The sequence below is a fragment of the Pseudoroseomonas cervicalis genome (genome assembly GCF_030818485.1).
Lineage (GTDB): Bacteria > Pseudomonadota > Alphaproteobacteria > Acetobacterales > Acetobacteraceae > Pseudoroseomonas > Pseudoroseomonas cervicalis_A.
In genome coordinates this window covers 909056-925735 of the sequence record NZ_JAUTAJ010000004.1, presented here as the reverse complement: position 1 = coordinate 925735, position 16680 = coordinate 909056, and the positions used below count along the sequence as shown (strand labels likewise).

The following is a 16680-nucleotide window of genomic DNA, read 5'->3' as shown; positions in this document are numbered from 1 at the left end:
CGCGGTGAGCCCCCGCAGCACCAGGCGGTTCCCCGCCGAGATCGGTATGGCCTGCCGAGGACGCCGCCCCACCGGACCCGGCGGAGTGGAGTCGAAGGTGTGAACCATCGCCAACTCGAGATCTTCAACGCCGTCATGATCAGTGGATCCGCGTCGCGGGCGGCGGAGCTGCTGCAAGTCACGCAGCCCGCCGTCAGCCGCGCCATCGCGGACCTTGAGGCGGCCATCGGCTTCTCCCTGTTCGACCGGGTGCGCAACCGCCTGGTCCCGACGCCGGAGGGCCAGCTGTTCTTCTCCGACGTCCGGTCCAGCTTCATCGGCCTCGACCGCCTCCGGACCTCGGCGGCACGCATCCGCGATTTCGGCTCCGGGACCATCCGCATCGCCAGCCTGGCTGCCTATGGCAACACCGTGCTGCCGCGCGCCATCCGCATCTTCCGCGACAAGCACCCTGACATCGCCATCACCTTCCAGATCGCCATGTCCGCGCAGGTGCGCGAACTGGTGGTGAACGGCAATTTCAGCATCGGGCTGGCCGCGGACGAGGTTGACCTCGCTGGCGTGGAGCATCGGATCTTCTCCAGCGGCCGCGCCTGCTGCGTCATGCCGCCGGGCCACCCGCTGGCGGCGAAGCCGGTGATCCGCCCCGCCGACCTGGACGGCATGCCGTTCATCGCCCTCTCGGCCGAGGACCGCGCCAGGGCACGCTTCAACGCGGTGCTGGACGCGGCTGGTTCGCGACCGAAGATTGTCGTGGAGACGCCCTTCGCCGCGACCGTCTGCGCCCTGGCGCTGGAAGGCATCGGCATCGGGCTGGCACAGGCCGTTGCCGCGGAGGGATTCGCCGAACGCGGCCTCGTGATGCGGCCTTTCGAACCCGAGGTCTACTTCAAGACCTACCTGTTGTTCCGGCCGGACACGCAGAAGTCGATGCTGGTGAAAGACTTCGTCGCCGCCCTGCTGGCGGCACGCGACCGCGGGCCCGGCAAGGCTGACCCGCAGCCGCGTTCCAGGGCCGGACGGGCCCGTTAGGCCCGCCCATCGCCCTTTCGAAGCCGGCGCCGGACTCAGGCCGCTATCACGGCGCCTGCGGGAGTGAGCGCGGCCAGCAATCTCTCCAGATCCGCCCAGAGATCTTCCTCCTGCTCCAGCCCGATGCTGATGCGCAGGACAGGTCCCTCCTGCGTCCAGGGCTTCACCGTTCGCTCGCCCTTCACCGACATGGGCGCGATCAGGCTGCGCGTGCCACCCCAGGAGGCGCCGATGGCGAAGACCTTCATCGCCGTCAGCGCCGGGTTGAGCATCGTCCCGGCGGCCGGCCTCAGCACGATGCTGAACACTCCGCCGGAGCCCTTGATGTCGCGCGCCCAGAACGCGTGGCCCGGGCAGGAAGGCAGGCAGGGATGCAGCACCTGCTCCACCAGCGGATGCTCCTGCAGGCGCCGGGCGAAGGATTCGGATACCCGGCCGACATGGGCCAGGCGGAGGCCCATGGTCTCGATACCCCGCAGCGCCAGCGCCACCTCGTCCGGGGAGACGCCAACGCCGAGGCTGCGCAGCACCTCCTTCATGCGCTGGCGCAGATCCATGTCCCTGACCGTGACGGAGCCGAGCAGCAGGTCGGAATGGCCGCCCACATATTTGGTCAGCGCTTCCGCCGCGAAGTCGCAGCCATGGTCCAGCGGCTTGAACAGCAGCGGCGTGCACCAAGTGTTGTCGCAGCCGACCAGCACGCCCCTGGCCTTGGCGGCGCGGACGATGGCGGGAATGTCCTGCACCTCCATGGTGCCGGAGCCAGGGGATTCGACCCAGACCAGCCTGGTGCGGTCCTGGATCAGCTCGGCGATCCCGGCGCCGATCAGAGGGTCGTAGAGGGTGCAGGCGATGCCACGCGGCGCCAGATAGTCGCGGCAGACATTGCGGACCGGACCGTAAGCGCTGTCCGGCACCAGGACATGGTCGCCGGGGAGCAGGAAGGTCAGGAACACCAGTGCCACCGCCATCTGGCCGGACGGCACCAGCACGGTGCGGACACCGTTGTGCAGCGCGGTCAGCTGGGCCTCCAGGGTGCGTGTGGTCGGCGTTCCGTGCAGTCCGTAGGTGTAGCCGTCGAAGCCGCGCTCGCCGCGGGCCGCGAAACTCTCACCGTCTTCATAGATGATGGTGGAGGCGCGGTAGGTCGGCACCGCCAGGCTGCGGAAGCCATCCTGGGACACCTCGGGGTGCTGAACGCAGCGGGTCAGGTCGTGCATGGTTCTTCTCGGATCGGCGCTGTGAAGAGGGTTGACCGGGAGGCGGCCAGGGTCAGCGGACGGGCGGCGCGTATTGCAGCCCGCCCTGGGTCCAGAGGCGGTTGTGGCCACGCGGCACCCCGAGCGGGGCGATGGCTCGGTCCCACACCTCGGCATAGCTGCCGACCTGGCGGATCACCTGGAAGGCCCACCGGTTGTCGAGCCCCATGCTCCGCCCAAGGTCACCATCCACCCCGAGCAGGCGGCGGATGTCGGGGTTCGGGCTGGACAGGGAGGCCTCGACATTCGCACGGGTCAGTTCCAGCTCCTCCGCAGCCAGCATCGCGAAATGCGTCCAGCGGACGATGTCGAACCACTTGTCGTCGCCCTTGCGCACCAGCGGGCCGAGCGGCTCCTTGCTGATGATTTCGGGCAGGAGGGTGTAGGTCTCGGCCGCCTGGCCCTCGCCGAAGCGGAAGGAGGCCAGCGCTGAGGCGTCGGTGGAATAGCTGTCGCAGCGACCGTTGCGGAAGACGGCGCGCAGCTCGGACACGTTATCGATGAGGACGGGCGTGAAGCGCATATTGGTCCGGCGGAAATAGTCGGTGACGGCGAGTTCGGTGGTCGTTCCCGGCAGGATGCAGATGGTGGCGCCGTCCAGCTCTCTGGCGGAGCGGATGCCCGAGGCGCTGTGCACCATGAAGGCCGTACCGTCGTAGAAGGTGATGCCCGCGAAGAGCAGGCCGAGGCTGGCCTCGCGCCCCAGGGACCAGGTCGCCGTGCGCACGAGCAGGTCGATTTCGCCGGATTGCAGGGCGGTGAAGCGGTTGGTGGAGGTCAGCGTGACGAACCTGACCTTCCTGGCGTCGCCCAGCGCGGCGGCGGCAACGGCGCGGCAGAACTCCGCCTCGCTGCCCTGTATCTCGCCGCGGCTGTCGGCGAAGGCGAAGCCCGGATTGGTGCCTGATACACCGCAGCTCAGCACGCCCCGCGCCCGGACGGCGTCCAGGGTGGGCGACCCGGAGCCCTGTGCCCAGGCGCCTGTGGCGAGCAGCGTTGCGGCCAGACATGACAACATGGTCCTGAGCATGGGAGGCTCCTGGGGTGGATGCGGTTGGCGGACCGTGGCGCAAACCTCCCCACCCGGGGAACTGACCCCAGGCATTGACTCCATGACCAAATGTTATGGCTTCGGGGGCGCTGGCGGCGGGCCCGCTGGCGACAAGCGGCCGGCCACGCCTCTACGATACCAGGAAGGGGGATGACGGCTTCGCCCCGCAGACGCCGGCGGTGGCCGCCATGCTGGCCCGCAGGAAGCCCCGGGACACCAGCCGCACCACCGGTGTTCCCGCTGGAGTATGCCGCCTGCAATGAACGGTCCCGCCGCTGGCGCGACGCGCTGGGCCTCCCTGGGGAAGCAGCCTGCATCTGCTGCGGCCCATCTGCGCCACCGCCCTGGTAAGCGCCGGTGTGGACTGGGGCGCCCTAGGCGAATGGCCGGCCCGCCACCACGCGAGCACCACCGCCAACGACACTCCGCGGCGACGGCCGGAGTGGCGGCGCGGATCGGCCGGGTTTCGGCAGGCCCCCGCCCCCTCCCCTGAGGCGGAGAAAGTGACAGGCAGGCTTGTGACGGGGTGTGGCGGAACAGCCGCGTAGCAGCCCATTGGCCGCGTTCCTGCTGCGACGCCTGAAACGGGCTAAACCGCTGAAATTCAGGGTGGGTGGCGGAGGGGATGGGATTCGAACCCACGAAACGGGTTATCCCCGTTTAACGGTTTAGCAAACCGCCGCCTTCGGCCACTCGGCCACCCCTCCGCAGGGTGTTGAAGTTGCACGGCGTATGCGAGGCCGCTTCTAGCGTCCCGGGCCGACCACGTCAAACGGCCTGGGCGCACCGGCCACGAAAAAGCTGGGGATAGATGGCGGAAAGCCGCGGCCGGGCGCGGCTTTCCGCCAAAAGCCCTTAGCGCAGCGGCACTGCCATGCCACGGGCGACCGCCGGGCGTGCCATCATGCGCGCATACCAGGCGGCCACGGCGGAGAAATCCTGCAAGCTGCCGAGATGCCGCTCATGCCGCCAGGCCCAGCCCAGGATGGCGAAATCGGCGATGCTGGGCTCGCCCTCGGTCGCCACGAAGTCGCGCCCCGCCAGGCGGCGGTCCAGCACGCCATAGAGGCGGCGGGTCTCGGTGCGATAGCGTTCCAGCCCGTAATCGCGCGCCGGGCCCTCGGGACGGGTCAGGAAATGATGCACCTGGCCGGGCATCGGGCCGAAGCCGCCCATCTGCCACATCAGCCATTCCCAGACGGCGACGCGGCCGCGCGGATCGGACGGCAGGAAGCGCCCGGTCTTCTCCGCCAGGTAGAGCAGGATGGCGCCCGATTCGAAGACGCTGATCGGCTGCCCGTCCGGCCCCTCCGCGTCGAGGATCGCGGGGATGCGGTTGTTGGGGGAGAGCCGGAGGAAACCCGGTTCGAACTGCTCGTTGCGGGTGATGTCCACCGGCTTGACGGTGTAGGCCAGCCCCATCTCCTCCAGCGCGACGCTGATCTTGCGCGCGTTGGGGGTGTCCCAGCTGTAGAGGGTGATCATCGCGGCAATCCTCCCGGCCCTGTTGGTGCAGGACCGGGAGGGAAGCACGCGCCGGGGCCCGCGTCAGCCCCGGCGGCGGTATCAGGCCCGGCGGATCAGCCCAGCTTCTTCTTCAGCAGTTCGTTGACCAGGGCCGGGTTGCCCTTGCCCTGCATCGCCTTCATCGTCTGGCCGACGAAGAAGCCGAACAGCTTGTCCTTGCCGCTGCGGTATTCCTCGACCTTGCCGGCATTGGCGGCCATCACCTGGTCGATCACCGCCTCGATCGCGCCGGTGTCGGTCACCTGCTTCAGGCCGCGCTCCTCGACGATCTCGCCCGGCGCCTTGCCGGTCTCGAACATCGCCTCCAGCACCTCCTTGGCCAGCTTGCCGGAGAGGGTGTTGTCGGCGATCAGGTCGAGCAGCGCGCCGAGATTCCCGGCACTCACCGGGCTGTCGCCGATGCTGTGGCCGGTTCGGTTGAGGCCGGCGAAGAAATCGCCGGTCACCCAATTGGCCGCGACCTTGGGGTCGCGCCCCTTGGCGACGGTCTCGTAGAAGGCGGCCGTCTCCTTCTCCAGCGTCAGCACATGCGCGTCATAGGGCGTCAGCCCGAACTCGCCGACATAGCGGGCACGGCGGGCATCGGGCAGTTCCGGTAGGGCGGCCTTCAGCTGGTCGACCCAGGCCTGCTCGATCACCAGCGGCGGCAGGTCGGGGTCGGGGAAGTAGCGGTAGTCATGCGCATCCTCCTTGGAGCGCATGGAGCGGGTGACGCCGCGGCTGGTGTCGAACAGGCGGGTCTCCTGCACCACCTCCTCGCCGGCTTCCCACAGCTCGACCTGGCGCCGCGCCTCGGCCTCCACCGCCTGCATGACGAAGCGGATGGAGTTGACGTTCTTCACCTCGCAGCGGGTGCGGAACCCCTCGCCCGGCTTGCGGACCGAGACATTGACGTCCGCGCGCAGCGAACCCTGCTCCATATTGCCGTCGCAGGTGCCGAGATAGCGCAGGATCTGGCGCAGCTTCGTCAGATAGGCGCCGGCCTCCTCGGGCGAGCGGAGATCAGGCTCGGAGACGATCTCCATCAGCGCGACGCCCGACCGGTTCAGGTCGATATAGCTCTTGGTCGGGTGCTGGTCGTGCAGCGACTTGCCCGCATCCTGCTCCAGATGCAGGCGGGTGATGCCGATCGGCTTGCGCGTGCCATCGGCCAGCTCGATCTCGATCTGGCCGGTGCCGATGATCGGAAACTGGTACTGGCTGATCTGGTAGCCCTGCGGCAGGTCCGCATAGAAGTAGTTCTTGCGGTCGAAGCGCGACCACAGATTGACCTGCGCGTTCAGGCCGAGCCCGGTGCGCACCGCCTGCGCCACGCACTCGCCATTGATCACCGGCAGCATGCCGGGGAAGCCGGCATCGACGAAGCTGACCTGGGTGTTCGGCTCGGCGCCGAATTCGGTCGCGGCACCGCTGAACAGCTTGGCCTCGGAGGTGACCTGGGCATGCACCTCCAGCCCGATCACCACTTCCCAGGGGCCGGTCGTGCCCTCGATCGTGTAGCTCATGCCGCAGCCCTCACCGCCGGGGTGGCCTTGAAATCCGCGGCGCGCTCGATGGCGCCGCCAATCGCGAACAGGGTTTCCTCGTCGAAGGGCCGGCCGAGGATCTGCAGGCCGAGCGGCAGCCCCTTCGCGTCCAGCCCGGCCGGCAGGGCCATGCCCGGGATGCCCGCCAGATTGGCGGTGATGGTGAAGACGTCGTTCAGATACATCGCCACCGGGTCGTCCTGAGTCTCGTCGCGGCCGAAGGCGGCGGTCGGCGTGGCCGGCGTCAGGATGGCGTCCACCTTGCCCCAGGCCGCGTCGAAATCGCGCTTGATCAGCGCCCGCACCTGCTGCGCCTTGACGTAGTAGGCGTCGTAATAGCCGGCGGAGAGGACATAGGTGCCGATCAGGATGCGGCGCTTCACCTCGGCGCCGAAGCCGACGGCGCGGCTGCGCTCATACAGCTCCTTGAGGTCGCGGCCATCCTCGCGCAGGCCGAAGCGCACGCCATCATAGCGGGCGAGGTTCGAGGAAGCCTCGGCCGGCGCCACGATGTAGTAGGTCGGCAGCGCGTGGCCGGTATGCGGCAGGCTGATCTCGACCAGCTCCGCGCCCTCGGCGCGCAGCCAGTCCATGCCCTGCTGCCACAGCGCGTCGATCTCGGGCGACAGGCCCTCGAGGCGGTATTCGCGCGGAATGCCGATGCGCAGGCCCTTCACGCCGCGCGCGACGGCGGCGGCGAAATCCGGCACAGCGCGGTCGGCGCTGGTCGAATCCTTCGGATCAAACCCGGCCATGGAGCGCAGCAGGATGGCGCAGTCCTCGACCGTGCGGGCCACCGGCCCAGCCTGGTCCAGGCTGGAGGCATAGGCGATGATGCCGTAGCGCGAGCAGCGGCCATAGGTCGGCTTGATGCCGGTGACGCCGCAGAAGGCCGCCGGCTGGCGGATCGAGCCGCCAGTGTCGGTGGCCGTCGCCCCCAGCGCCAGCCGCGCCGCCACCGCCGCGGCCGAGCCGCCCGAGGAACCGCCGGGCACCAGCACCGTGTCGGGCTCACCGGCGCGCTTCCACGGATTCTCGGCCGCGCCATAGGCGGAGCTGAGATTGGAGGAGCCCATGGCGAATTCGTCGAGATTGGCCTTGCCCAGGAAGACCGCGCCGTCGCGCAGCAGCTGGGCGGTCACCGTGCTCTCATAGGGCGGCACGAAATTGCCGAGGATCCGGCTGCCGGCCGTGGTGCGGGTGCCGGCGGTGCAGAACAGGTCCTTGATGGCGAGCGGGATGCCGGCGAGCGGACCGGCCTCGCCGCGGGCGATCGCCGCATCGGCGGCCTCGGCCTGGGCCAGCGCCAGCTCGGGCGTGACGGTGATATAGGCGTTCAGCTGCGGGTTCAGCTGCTCCACCGCGTCCAGATGGGCGCGGGTGAGCTCGACGGCGCTGATCTCGCGCGCATCCAGCGCGGCGCGGGCGCCGGCGATGGTGAAATCGGTGGGCACGGTCATGGCTTACTCCACCACCTTGGGCACGGCGAAGAAGGCGTCGGCACGGTCCGGGGCATTGGCCAGCACCTGCTGCTGCAGGTCGCCATCCGTCACCTTGTCCTCGCGCAGGCGGAGCCGCTCGGCCCCGCCGCCCGCCATCGGCTCCACGCCGCTGGTGTCGACGGCCTGCAGCTGCTCGATCCAGCCCAGGATCCCGTTCAGTTCGGCCTCGAGGCGCGGCAGATCCTGCTCCTCCACCCTGAGGCGGGCGAGCGAGGCGACGCGCCGGACTGTGGCGGTGTCGAGCGACATTCTGTGTTTTCTTCCGGAAATGGTCAGGTCAGGTTTGCGCGCAAACGGGGGCGGACCATAAACACCGCCATGCCCATCATCAACCTGAGCGAGCTTCGCGCCGCCCTTTCCCCCGGCCAGCGGCTGATCGGCCTGGATCCCGGCAAGAAGATCATCGGCATCGCCCTGTCGGATGTGACGCTGATGCTGGCCAGCCCCTATCGCGGCCTGGCGCGCGGCAAGCTGGCCGCCAATGCGGCCGAGATCGGCGCCATCGCGGCGCGGGAGGGCGCTGGCGGGCTGGTGGTCGGGCTGCCGCTTGGCCTCGATGGCAGCTTCGGCCCGGCCGCGCAGGCCGCCAAGGACTGGGCTCGCGCATTGTCCGAGGCGACCGGCCTGCCCTCCGCGCTGTGGGATGAGCGGCTCTCCTCCTCCGCCGTCAACCGCATGCTGATCCAGGAGGCCGATCTGACGCGCGCCAAGCGGGCCAAGGCGGTGGATGCGGCCGCCGCGGCCTATATGCTGCAGGCGGCTCTCGACGCCAGCGCGCAATCCTGGCCAGGTTCTTGACGTTTCCCTATAGTGTCCCGATGCGGAACGACACGGTCCGGCATGGCTGAGGCCAGTCTTCACGGTCTGATCGGCGATCTTTACGACCTCGCGACGGGCGGCGGCCCGGAGGAGGGCTGGAACGCCATACTCCGCAGCCTGGCCACGCTGATCGGCGCCCAGAATGTGGCGATGCACCGGGAGGGTGGCACGCTCTCCCGCCCCACCATCCTGGCCACGCTGAACATCCCGCCCGAGGTGAGGCGCGCCTATCGCGAGCATTTCTTCAGCCGCGACATCGCCCTGCTGCGGCTGGACCGCAACATGCAGGGGCAGGTCTTCTACACCCAGAACTACCTGTCCGATGCCGAGGTCGAGGCCTCCGAATTCTACAACGACCTGCTGCGCCCGGGCATGGGCAATGCCTTCTATGTCGCGGGGGGGGAGGCGCCGCTGGGCGACCAGACCCTGATCCTCGGCCTGCACCGGGCGAGGGAGATGGGCCCCTACACGCCGGAGCAGATGGCCACGCTGCAGATCCTCTGGCCGCATCTGCTGCGCGCGCTGAAGGTGGAGGAGCAGCTGCTGGCCAGCCGCACCCTCGCGCGGGTCGGCTATGCCGCGCTGGACGAGCTGCCGAGCGGCATCGCCATCCTGCGCGCCGACCGGCGCTGCATCTTCATGAACCGGGCCGGGCGGCGCATGCTGCTGCGCCGCGGCGGGCCGATGCTGCAGGCCGGCGGCGGGCGGCTGCGGCTGCTGCAGCCCTCGGCCGATGCGATGTTCGCCACGCTGCTGGGCCAGGCGACCGCCGGCCAGCCGGCGCGCGCCGGCTCGATGCGCTGCACCAGCGCCGACGGGCATCTGGCGCTGGCGCTGATGCTGGTGCCCTTCCGCCTGCCGCTGCCCGACCGGCCGCAGGTGCCGGGCCCCCTGGCGCTGCTGCTGGCCTCCGACCCCAATGCCGCGCCGGGGCAGCTGGGCGATCAGGTGATGGCCATGTTCAACGTCACCCGGGCGGAGGCGGAGGTGGCCGCCAGCCTCGCCACCGGCCTCAGCGTCGAGGAGGTGGCGATGGCGCGCGGCGTGCGTCTGACCACCATCCGCAGCCAGGTGCAGTCGCTGCTGGCCAAGACCGGCACCAACCGGCAGGGCGAGCTGCTGCGCCTGCTGCTCAGCCTGCCGCGCCTGGCGCCGCCCGAGGAGTAGCCGCCTCCCCCGGCCAGGGCCTTCCGGTGGGCGCCGCAGGTCGGTATGGTCCCCCGCCTCTAGCCGGACTGGTCCTCATGCTGCCATATCCTCACCGGCACCTCCTGGCCCTCGAAGGCCTGGAGCCGCCTTACATCGCCGATCTGCTGGATCTGGCGGAATCCTATGCCCTGCTGAACCGCAGCGGGAAGACCCAGCGGGACCTGTTGAAGGGCCGCACCCTGATCAACCTGTTCTTCGAGGACAGCACCCGCACCCGCACCAGCTTCGAGCTGGCGGGCAAGCGGCTGGGGGCGGACATCGTCAACATGACGGTCTCCACCAGCAGCGTGAACAAGGGGGAGACGCTGCTCGACACCGCAGCCACCCTGAACGCCATGCATTGCGACCTGCTGGTGGTGCGGCACGCCCAGTCGGGCGCGCCGGCGCTGCTCAGCCGCAAGGTGGATGCCGCGGTGATCAATGCCGGCGACGGCACGCATGAGCACCCGACCCAGGCGCTGCTGGACGCGCTGACCATCCGCCGCCGCAAGGGCCAGCTGGAGAATCTGGTGGTCGCCATCTGCGGCGACGTGGCGCATAGCCGCGTCGCCCGCAGCAACATCCATCTGCTGCTGGCGATGAATTGCCGCGTCCGCCTGGTCGGGCCGCCGACCCTGATGCCGGCCGAGGCGACCCGCCTCGGTGTCGAGGTGTTCCACGACATGAAGGCGGGGCTGAAGGACGCCGATGTCGTGATGATGCTGCGCCTGCAGAAGGAGCGCATGGCGGGCGGGCTGATCCCCTCGGCGCGGGAGTATTTCCGCTTCTACGGCCTCGACGCCGCCAAGCTGGCGGTGGCCAGGCCGGATGCCATCGTCATGCATCCGGGCCCGATGAACCGTGGCGTCGAGATCGACAGCGCCATCGCCGACGACCCGGCGCGCAGCGTGATCGGCGAACAGGTGGAGATGGGCGTCGCCGTCCGCATGGCGGTGCTCGACATCCTCTCCCGCAACGCGCGGCGGAACTCCCGGCTGTGATGACCCCCATGCCTGACACGATCTTCGTCAATGCCCGCCTACTGGACCCGGCCACCGGGCTGGACGCGCCGGGCAGCCTGCTGGTCAGCCGCGGCGTCATCGCCGACCATGGCGGCAGCCTGGGCCAGCCCGACGGGGCCGAGGTGATCGATTGCGGCGGCGCCGTGCTGGCCCCCGGCCTGGTCGACCTCCGCGCCGCCCTGGGCGAGCCGGGCGCCGAGTATCGCGAGACCATCGAATCGGCGGCCCAGGCCGCGGCGGCGGGCGGCATCACCACCCTCTGCGCCCTGCCCGAGACCCAGCCGGTGCTGGACGATCCGGCCCTGGTGCAATTCGTCCGCAGCAAGGGCGAGGCCACCGGCAGCCTGTCCGTCCTGCCCTATGGCGCCGCCACCAAGGGCTGCGCCGGGCAGGAGATAGCCGAGTTCGGCCTGCTGAAGGAGGCCGGCGCCATCGCCTTCACCGATGGCACCAAGGCGATCGCCAGCGCCCGCACCATGCGCCTGGCCCTGTCCTACGCCCGGGCCTTCGGCAGCTTCGTCGTGCAGCATCCGGAGGAGCCGAGCCTGGCCCGCGGCGGCGCCGCGACCGAGGGCGAACTCGCCACCCGCCTCGGCCTGCCCGGCATCCCGCCGGCGGCCGAATCGATGATGGTGGCGCGCGACATCGCGCTCGCCCGCCTCACCGGCGGCCATGTGCATTTCGCCCATGTCTCCACCGCCGAGGCGCTCGAGCTGATCCGCCGCGCCAAGGCGGAGGGGCTGGCCGTCACCTGCGACACCGCGCCGCCCTATTTCGACCTGAACGAGACGGCGATCGGCGATTTCCGCACCTATGCCAAGCTCTCGCCCCCGCTGCGGCGGGAGGCGGACCGGCTGGCGGTGGTGGCCGCACTCGCCGATGGCACGATCGATGCCATCGCCTCCGACCACCAGCCGGCCGATCCGGACGACAAGCGCCTGCCCTTCGCCCAGGCCTCGGCCGGCGGCACCGGGCTCGCCACCCTGCTCGGCATCACCCTGGCGCGGGTGCATGGGGGCGATCTTTCGCTCAGCGCCGCGCTGGCGCTGCTGACCAGCCGCCCGGCCGACCTGCTCGGCCTGCCGGTGGGGCGGCTGGAGCGCGGCGCGCCGGCCGACCTGGTGCTGTTCCATCCGGAGCGGGCCTGGAAGGTCGAATCCGGCCGGCTGCCCGGCAAGGCGCAGAACTCGCCCTTCGACGGGCGGGCGCTGGAGGGCAAGGTGCTCGGCACCTGGAAGGCCGGCCGCCGGGTGTTCGGCGCATGATGCTGCTGCTGGCGGCCCTGCTCGGCTATCTCTCCGGCTCGGTGCCCTATGGGCTGCTGCTGACGCGCGCCGCCGGCCTCGGCGATATCCGCCAGATCGGCAGCGGCAATATTGGCGCCACCAATGTGCTGCGCACCGGCAACAAGAAGGTGGCGGCGGCGACGCTGCTGCTGGACGCGCTGAAGGGCGTGGTGCCGGTGCTGCTGCTGGGGGCGCTCTGGGGGCGGGAGGCCGGGCTGGTCGCCGGCCTCGCCGCGCTGATCGGCCATCTCTTTCCCGTCTGGCTGGGCTTCAAGGGCGGCAAGGGCGTGGCCACCGGCGCCGGCGTGCTGCTGGCCGCCGCCTGGTGGGTGGGGCTGATCTGCGCCGTGCTGTGGCTGGTGATGGCCAGGGTGACGCGCATCTCCTCCGCCTCAGCGCTCACCGCCTGCGCCGCGGCGCCGGTCGTCGCTCTCCTCTCGGGTGATTTTCTGCTGGCCGGTTTCGCCTTGGTGCTGGCGCTGCTGATCATCGCCCGGCATCATGAGAATATCCGCCGCCTGATGGCCGGCACCGAACCGAGGATCGGCGAGAAGAAAAGGTGAAGCCAAGGGCGGCGCTGTCGCTTCTGCGCCTGGCGCGGACGGAGGGGGTCGGCCCCCTCACCTTCCGCCGCCTGCTCGAACGCCATGGCTCCGCCGAGGCCGCGCTGGACGCCCTTCCCACCCTGCCGCAGCGCGGCTTCAGCCTGGCCCCGCCCCCTGCCGACGCCATCCACCGCGAGATGGAGGAGGTGGAGGGCATGGGCGGACGTTTCCTCTTCCTGGGCGAGCCCGGCTACCCGCCCCTGCTGGCCGAGCTGGACAGCGCCCCGCCGGCCCTGGCCTGCATCGGCGATCCGGCGCTGCTGCTGCAGCCGCAGGTGGCGCTGGTCGGCGCCCGCAACGCCTCCGCCCTCGGCCGCCGCATGGCGGAAGACCTGGCCGAGGCGCTGGCCGAAGCCGGGCTGGTGGTCACATCCGGCCTGGCGCGCGGGGTGGATGGGGCGGCGCATCGCGGCGCGCTGCGCGGCGGGGCTACCATCGCCGTCATCCCCGGCGGTCTGGACCGCGCCTACCCGCCCGAGCATGCCGAGCTGCAGGCGCTGATCGCCGAGCGCGGGCTGGTGCTGGCCGAGGCGCCGCTCGGCACCGCGCCCATCGCCCGGCATTTCCCGCGCCGCAACCGCATCATCGCCGGCCTCAGCCTGGGGGTGGTGGTGATCGAGGCCGGGCTGCGCTCCGGCACGCTGATGACCGCCAGGCTGGCGCTGGAGGCCGGGCGGGAGGTCTATGCGGTGCCGGGCAGCCCGCTCGACCCGCGCTGCGCCGGCTCCAACGACCTGCTGCGGCACGGCGCCCAGCTGACCGAGCGGGCGCAGGACGTGCTCGACACCCTGCCCGCCGCACCGCGCCGTCCAGGGGTGGCGGCGCGCCGCCCGGCGCCGGTGGAAGCCGCCCTGCCGCTGGCCGCCGCCTCCGACGAGGCCGGACAACTGCTTGATCTGATAGGGAGTTCTCCGGTTGTGGTTGACGAGCTGTTGCGACGCTGCCACCTCTCTGCCGCTGCGGTGCAGGCGCTCCTGCTCGATCTGGAGCTGGAAGGGCGGATCGAAACCCTTCCAGGCAACCGCGTGGTCCGCAGCGGATTACGGTAAAGACACCGCCAGGCCGCAACGCCCGCAGGCGACAAGAGAGAGCGCACCGCACCCGCCATGACCGACGTCGTCGTCGTCGAATCGCCGGCCAAGGCGAAGACCATCAACAAGTATCTCGGGCAGGATTTCACGGTGCTGGCCAGCTTCGGCCATGTGCGCGACCTGCCGCCCAAGGATGGCAGCGTCCGTCCCGAGGAAGACTTCGCGATGGATTGGAGCTCCGAGGACCGGGGCGAGAAGCAGGTCGCCGCCATCGCCAAGGCGCTGCGCGGCGCCCGCAACCTCTACCTCGCCACCGACCCTGATCGCGAGGGCGAGGCGATCTCTTGGCACGTCCAGGAGATGCTGCGCCAGAAGGGCGTGCTGAAGGGGGTGCAGGTCCATCGCATCACCTTCAACGAGATCACCAAGCGCGCCGTGCAGCACGCGCTGGCGCATCCGCGCGACCTGGATACCCCGCTGATCGAGGCCTATCTGGCCCGCCGCGCGCTGGACTACCTGGTGGGCTTCACCCTCTCCCCCGTGCTGTGGCGCAAGCTGCCGGGCAGCCGCTCGGCGGGGCGCGTGCAATCGGTCGCGCTGCGGCTGATCTGCGAGCGCGAGGCGGAGATCGAGGTCTTCCGGGCCCGGGAATACTGGACGGTGGAGGGGCGCTTCCTCACCGCCGACGCCGCCCCCTTCTCCGCCCGGCTGACGCATCTTGAGGGGAAGAAGCTCGACCAGTTCGACCTGCCGGACGAGGCCGGCGCGATGCGCGCCAAGGCCGCGGTGGAGGCCGGGCGCTTCAGCATCGCCAGCGTCGAGAAGAAGCGCAGCCGGCGCAACCCGCCGCCGCCCTTCACCACCTCCACCCTGCAGCAGGAGAGCTCGCGCAAGCTCGGCTTCGGCGCGCAGCAGACCATGCGCCTGGCGCAGCAGCTCTACGAGGGCGTGGAGATGCAGGGCGAGACGGTCGGCCTGATCACCTATATGCGGACCGACGGCGTGCAGATGGCGCGGGAGGCGATGTTCGCCATCCGCGACCATGTGAAGGAGAGCTTCGGCCCCGACTACATCCCGGCCGCGCCGCGTGAATATTCCTCCAAGGCCAAGAACGCGCAGGAGGCGCATGAGGCGATCCGCCCCACCGACGTGACCCGCACGCCGGAGCAGGTGGCCCGCTTCCTGAACCCCGAGCAGCGCCGGCTCTACGAGCTGGTCTGGAAGCGCGCCGTGGCCAGCCAGATGCAGTCGGCCGAGCTGGACCAGACCGTGGTCGATCTGGCCGACGAGGCCGGCCGGGCGCGGCTGCGCGCCAATGGCAGCGTCATCGCCTTCGACGGCTTCCTCAAGCTCTACCGCGAGGATGTGGACGACGCCCCGGCCGGTGCCAGCGCCGGCGAGGAGGAGGACACCCGCACCCTGCCGCCGATGCGGGAGAAGGATCCGGCGAAGCTCTCCGCCGCCCAGGCCGACCAGCACTTCACCCAGCCGCCGCCGCGCTATTCCGAGGCGAGCCTGGTGAAAAAGATGGAGGAGCTCGGCATCGGCCGCCCCTCCACCTACGCCTCCATCCTGCAGACACTGCAGGACCGCGACTATGTGAAGCTGGACAAGCGGCGCTTCGTGCCGGAGGACCGCGGCCGGCTGGTCACCGCCTTCCTGGTCAATTTCTTCGAGCGCTACGTCAATACCGGCTTCACCGCGACGCTGGAGGAGCAGCTCGACGACATCTCCGGCGGCCGCGCCGAGTGGCGGGAGGTGATGCGGCAGTTCTGGCGCGACTTCAACGCCGCCATCGCCGCCACCAAGGACCTCACCATCAGCGAGGTCATCGACGCGCTGGATGAGGAGCTGGGGCCGCATTTCTTCCCCGCCCCGGCCGATGGCGGCGACCCGCGCGCCTGCCCGGCCTGCGGCAATGGAAGGCTCGGCCTGCGGCTGGGGCGCAATGGCGCCTTCATCGGCTGCTCCAACTATCCGGAATGCCGCCACACCCGCCCGCTGTCGGTTTCCGGTGCGGAAGCCGAGCAGGAGGGCGCGCTGGCCGGCGGCATCAAGGAGCTGGGCACCGATCCGGTGACCGGCGCGCCGGTGACGCTGCGCCGTGGCCCCTATGGCCTCTATGTGCAGCTCGGCGAGGGCGGCACGGATGCCAAGGGCAAGCCGACCAAGCCGAAGCGAGCCAGCCTGGCGCGCGGCATGGACCCGGATACACTCGATCTCGACCGGGCGCTGGCGCTGCTGGCCCTGCCGCGCATCGTCGGCCTGCATCCGGAGACGGGGGAGGAGATCTCCGCCGCCATCGGCCGCTTCGGCCCCTATGTGAAGATGGGCAGCATCTACAAGTCGCTCGACAAGGATGACGACGTGCTGACCGTCGGCATCAACCGCGCCGTGGCGCTGCTGGCGGACGCCAAGGCGAAGCTGCGCAGCATGGGCCCGCATCCGAGGGATGGCGAGCCGGTGGAGATCAAGCGCGGCCGCTTCGGCCCCTACGCCCAGCATGCCGGCATGGTGGCCAGCCTGCCGCGCAACCTGACCATGGAGGAGATCTCCCTGGAGCAGGCGGTGCAGCTGCTGGCCGAGAAGGGCAAGAAGCTGCCGCCGCTGGGCGCCAAGAAGGGCGCCGCCAAGGGCAAGGCGCGCACCGCAAAGGCGGCCCCTGCGGCCGAGGGCACCGAGACGGCCAAGCCGGCCCGCAAGGCGCCGGCCAAGGCGGCCGCCACCAAGGCCGCGCCGAAGGCGGCTGCGGCGAAGAGCGTCGCGGCCAAGCCGAAGGCGGCGGCGAAGGCTCCGGCCAAGGCCAAGGCAGCCGCCAAGGCGAAGGCGTAG

At 70.4% G+C, this 16680-nt stretch carries 14 protein-coding genes and 1 tRNA gene; 8 read left to right on the top strand and 7 right to left on the bottom strand.

Annotated elements, in window-relative coordinates; translation table 11 throughout:
- Window positions 1-99 precede the first annotated feature (99 nt).
- The gene (locus QE401_RS08180) at window positions 100-1032 is read left to right on the top strand and encodes a LysR substrate-binding domain-containing protein (RefSeq protein WP_307137734.1); all 933 of its coding nucleotides are present in this window, start codon (window positions 100-102) and stop codon (window positions 1030-1032) included.
- A gap of 35 nt (window positions 1033-1067) precedes the next feature.
- Here QE401_RS08180 and QE401_RS08175 read toward each other — a convergent pair whose 3' ends face one another.
- The 7 genes from QE401_RS08175 to gatC all read right to left on the bottom strand — a co-directional run bounded on the left by QE401_RS08175 (window position 1068) and on the right by gatC (window position 8146).
- A complete protein-coding gene (locus QE401_RS08175; RefSeq protein WP_307137733.1) occupies window positions 1068-2252 on the bottom strand; it encodes a trans-sulfuration enzyme family protein in 1185 nt (394 codons plus the stop codon).
- A gap of 52 nt (window positions 2253-2304) precedes the next feature.
- Window positions 2305-3216, bottom strand: coding sequence for an amino acid ABC transporter substrate-binding protein (locus QE401_RS08170; RefSeq protein ID WP_307137732.1), 912 nt, complete (start codon window positions 3214-3216; stop codon window positions 2305-2307).
- 740 nt (window positions 3217-3956) lie between these two features.
- Window positions 3957-4049, bottom strand: a tRNA-Ser gene (locus tag QE401_RS08165).
- Window positions 4050-4197: 148 nt separating this feature from the next.
- The gene (locus tag QE401_RS08160; RefSeq protein ID WP_307137731.1) at window positions 4198-4827 is read right to left on the bottom strand and encodes a glutathione S-transferase family protein; all 630 of its coding nucleotides are present in this window, start codon (window positions 4825-4827) and stop codon (window positions 4198-4200) included.
- A 95-nt stretch (window positions 4828-4922) separates the two neighbouring features.
- On the bottom strand, window positions 4923-6374 hold the full coding sequence (gene gatB, locus QE401_RS08155) for an Asp-tRNA(Asn)/Glu-tRNA(Gln) amidotransferase subunit GatB (protein WP_307137730.1): 1452 nt from the start codon (window positions 6372-6374) through the stop codon (window positions 4923-4925).
- Window positions 6371-7855, bottom strand: a complete 1485-nt coding sequence (gene gatA / locus QE401_RS08150) for an Asp-tRNA(Asn)/Glu-tRNA(Gln) amidotransferase subunit GatA (RefSeq protein WP_307137729.1) — start codon at window positions 7853-7855, stop codon at window positions 6371-6373. The genes gatB and gatA overlap by 4 nt, the downstream gene beginning before the upstream one ends.
- A 3-nt stretch (window positions 7856-7858) precedes the next feature.
- Window positions 7859-8146, bottom strand: coding sequence for an Asp-tRNA(Asn)/Glu-tRNA(Gln) amidotransferase subunit GatC (gatC, locus tag QE401_RS08145; RefSeq protein ID WP_307137728.1), 288 nt, complete (start codon window positions 8144-8146; stop codon window positions 7859-7861).
- A gap of 69 nt (window positions 8147-8215) precedes the next feature.
- On the opposite strand from gatC, the gene ruvX reads away from it, so the two are divergent.
- The 7 genes from ruvX (at window position 8216) to topA (ending at window position 16680) form a co-directional block, all read left to right on the top strand.
- Window positions 8216-8695: a Holliday junction resolvase RuvX gene (ruvX, locus tag QE401_RS08140; RefSeq protein ID WP_307137727.1), complete on the top strand. Its 480-nt coding sequence runs from the start codon at window positions 8216-8218 to the stop codon at window positions 8693-8695.
- 42 nt (window positions 8696-8737) lie between these two features.
- Window positions 8738-9883 (top strand): helix-turn-helix transcriptional regulator, encoded by a 1146-nt coding sequence (locus tag QE401_RS08135; protein ID WP_307137726.1) that lies wholly within the window; start codon window positions 8738-8740, stop codon window positions 9881-9883.
- 77 nt (window positions 9884-9960) lie between these two features.
- Entirely contained in the window at window positions 9961-10905 is a 945-nt protein-coding gene (locus tag QE401_RS08130; protein ID WP_307137725.1) for an aspartate carbamoyltransferase catalytic subunit, read from the top strand.
- A gap of 8 nt (window positions 10906-10913) precedes the next feature.
- Entirely contained in the window at window positions 10914-12191 is a 1278-nt protein-coding gene (locus QE401_RS08125) for a dihydroorotase (RefSeq protein WP_307137724.1), read from the top strand.
- A complete protein-coding gene (plsY, locus tag QE401_RS08120; protein WP_307137723.1) occupies window positions 12188-12775 on the top strand; it encodes a glycerol-3-phosphate 1-O-acyltransferase PlsY in 588 nt (195 codons plus the stop codon). The genes QE401_RS08125 and plsY overlap by 4 nt, the downstream gene beginning before the upstream one ends.
- Window positions 12772-13866, top strand: a complete 1095-nt coding sequence (dprA, locus tag QE401_RS08115) for a DNA-processing protein DprA (protein WP_307137722.1) — start codon at window positions 12772-12774, stop codon at window positions 13864-13866. Before plsY ends, dprA begins: the two co-directional genes overlap by 4 nt.
- Before the next feature lie 57 nt (window positions 13867-13923).
- Window positions 13924-16680 (top strand): type I DNA topoisomerase, encoded by a 2757-nt coding sequence (gene topA / locus QE401_RS08110; protein WP_307137721.1) that lies wholly within the window; start codon window positions 13924-13926, stop codon window positions 16678-16680.

What these genes read in the sequence shown, in the direction of transcription:
- QE401_RS08175 (WP_307137733.1), bottom strand. Translation starts at nt 2,252, where the DNA reads ATGCACGACCTGACCCGCTGCGTTCAGCACCCCGAGGTGTCCCAGGAT.
- QE401_RS08130 (WP_307137725.1), top strand. Translation starts at nt 9,961, where the DNA reads ATGCTGCCATATCCTCACCGGCACCTCCTGGCCCTCGAAGGCCTGGAG.
- gatB (WP_307137730.1), bottom strand. Translation starts at nt 6,374, where the DNA reads ATGAGCTACACGATCGAGGGCACGACCGGCCCCTGGGAAGTGGTGATC.
- QE401_RS08125 (WP_307137724.1), top strand. Translation starts at nt 10,914, where the DNA reads ATGCCTGACACGATCTTCGTCAATGCCCGCCTACTGGACCCGGCCACC.
- topA (WP_307137721.1), top strand. Translation starts at nt 13,924, where the DNA reads ATGACCGACGTCGTCGTCGTCGAATCGCCGGCCAAGGCGAAGACCATC.
- QE401_RS08160 (WP_307137731.1), bottom strand. Translation starts at nt 4,827, where the DNA reads ATGATCACCCTCTACAGCTGGGACACCCCCAACGCGCGCAAGATCAGC.
- gatC (WP_307137728.1), bottom strand. Translation starts at nt 8,146, where the DNA reads ATGTCGCTCGACACCGCCACAGTCCGGCGCGTCGCCTCGCTCGCCCGC.
- gatA (WP_307137729.1), bottom strand. Translation starts at nt 7,855, where the DNA reads ATGACCGTGCCCACCGATTTCACCATCGCCGGCGCCCGCGCCGCGCTG.
- ruvX (WP_307137727.1), top strand. Translation starts at nt 8,216, where the DNA reads ATGCCCATCATCAACCTGAGCGAGCTTCGCGCCGCCCTTTCCCCCGGC.
- QE401_RS08135 (WP_307137726.1), top strand. Translation starts at nt 8,738, where the DNA reads ATGGCTGAGGCCAGTCTTCACGGTCTGATCGGCGATCTTTACGACCTC.
- plsY (WP_307137723.1), top strand. Translation starts at nt 12,188, where the DNA reads ATGATGCTGCTGCTGGCGGCCCTGCTCGGCTATCTCTCCGGCTCGGTG.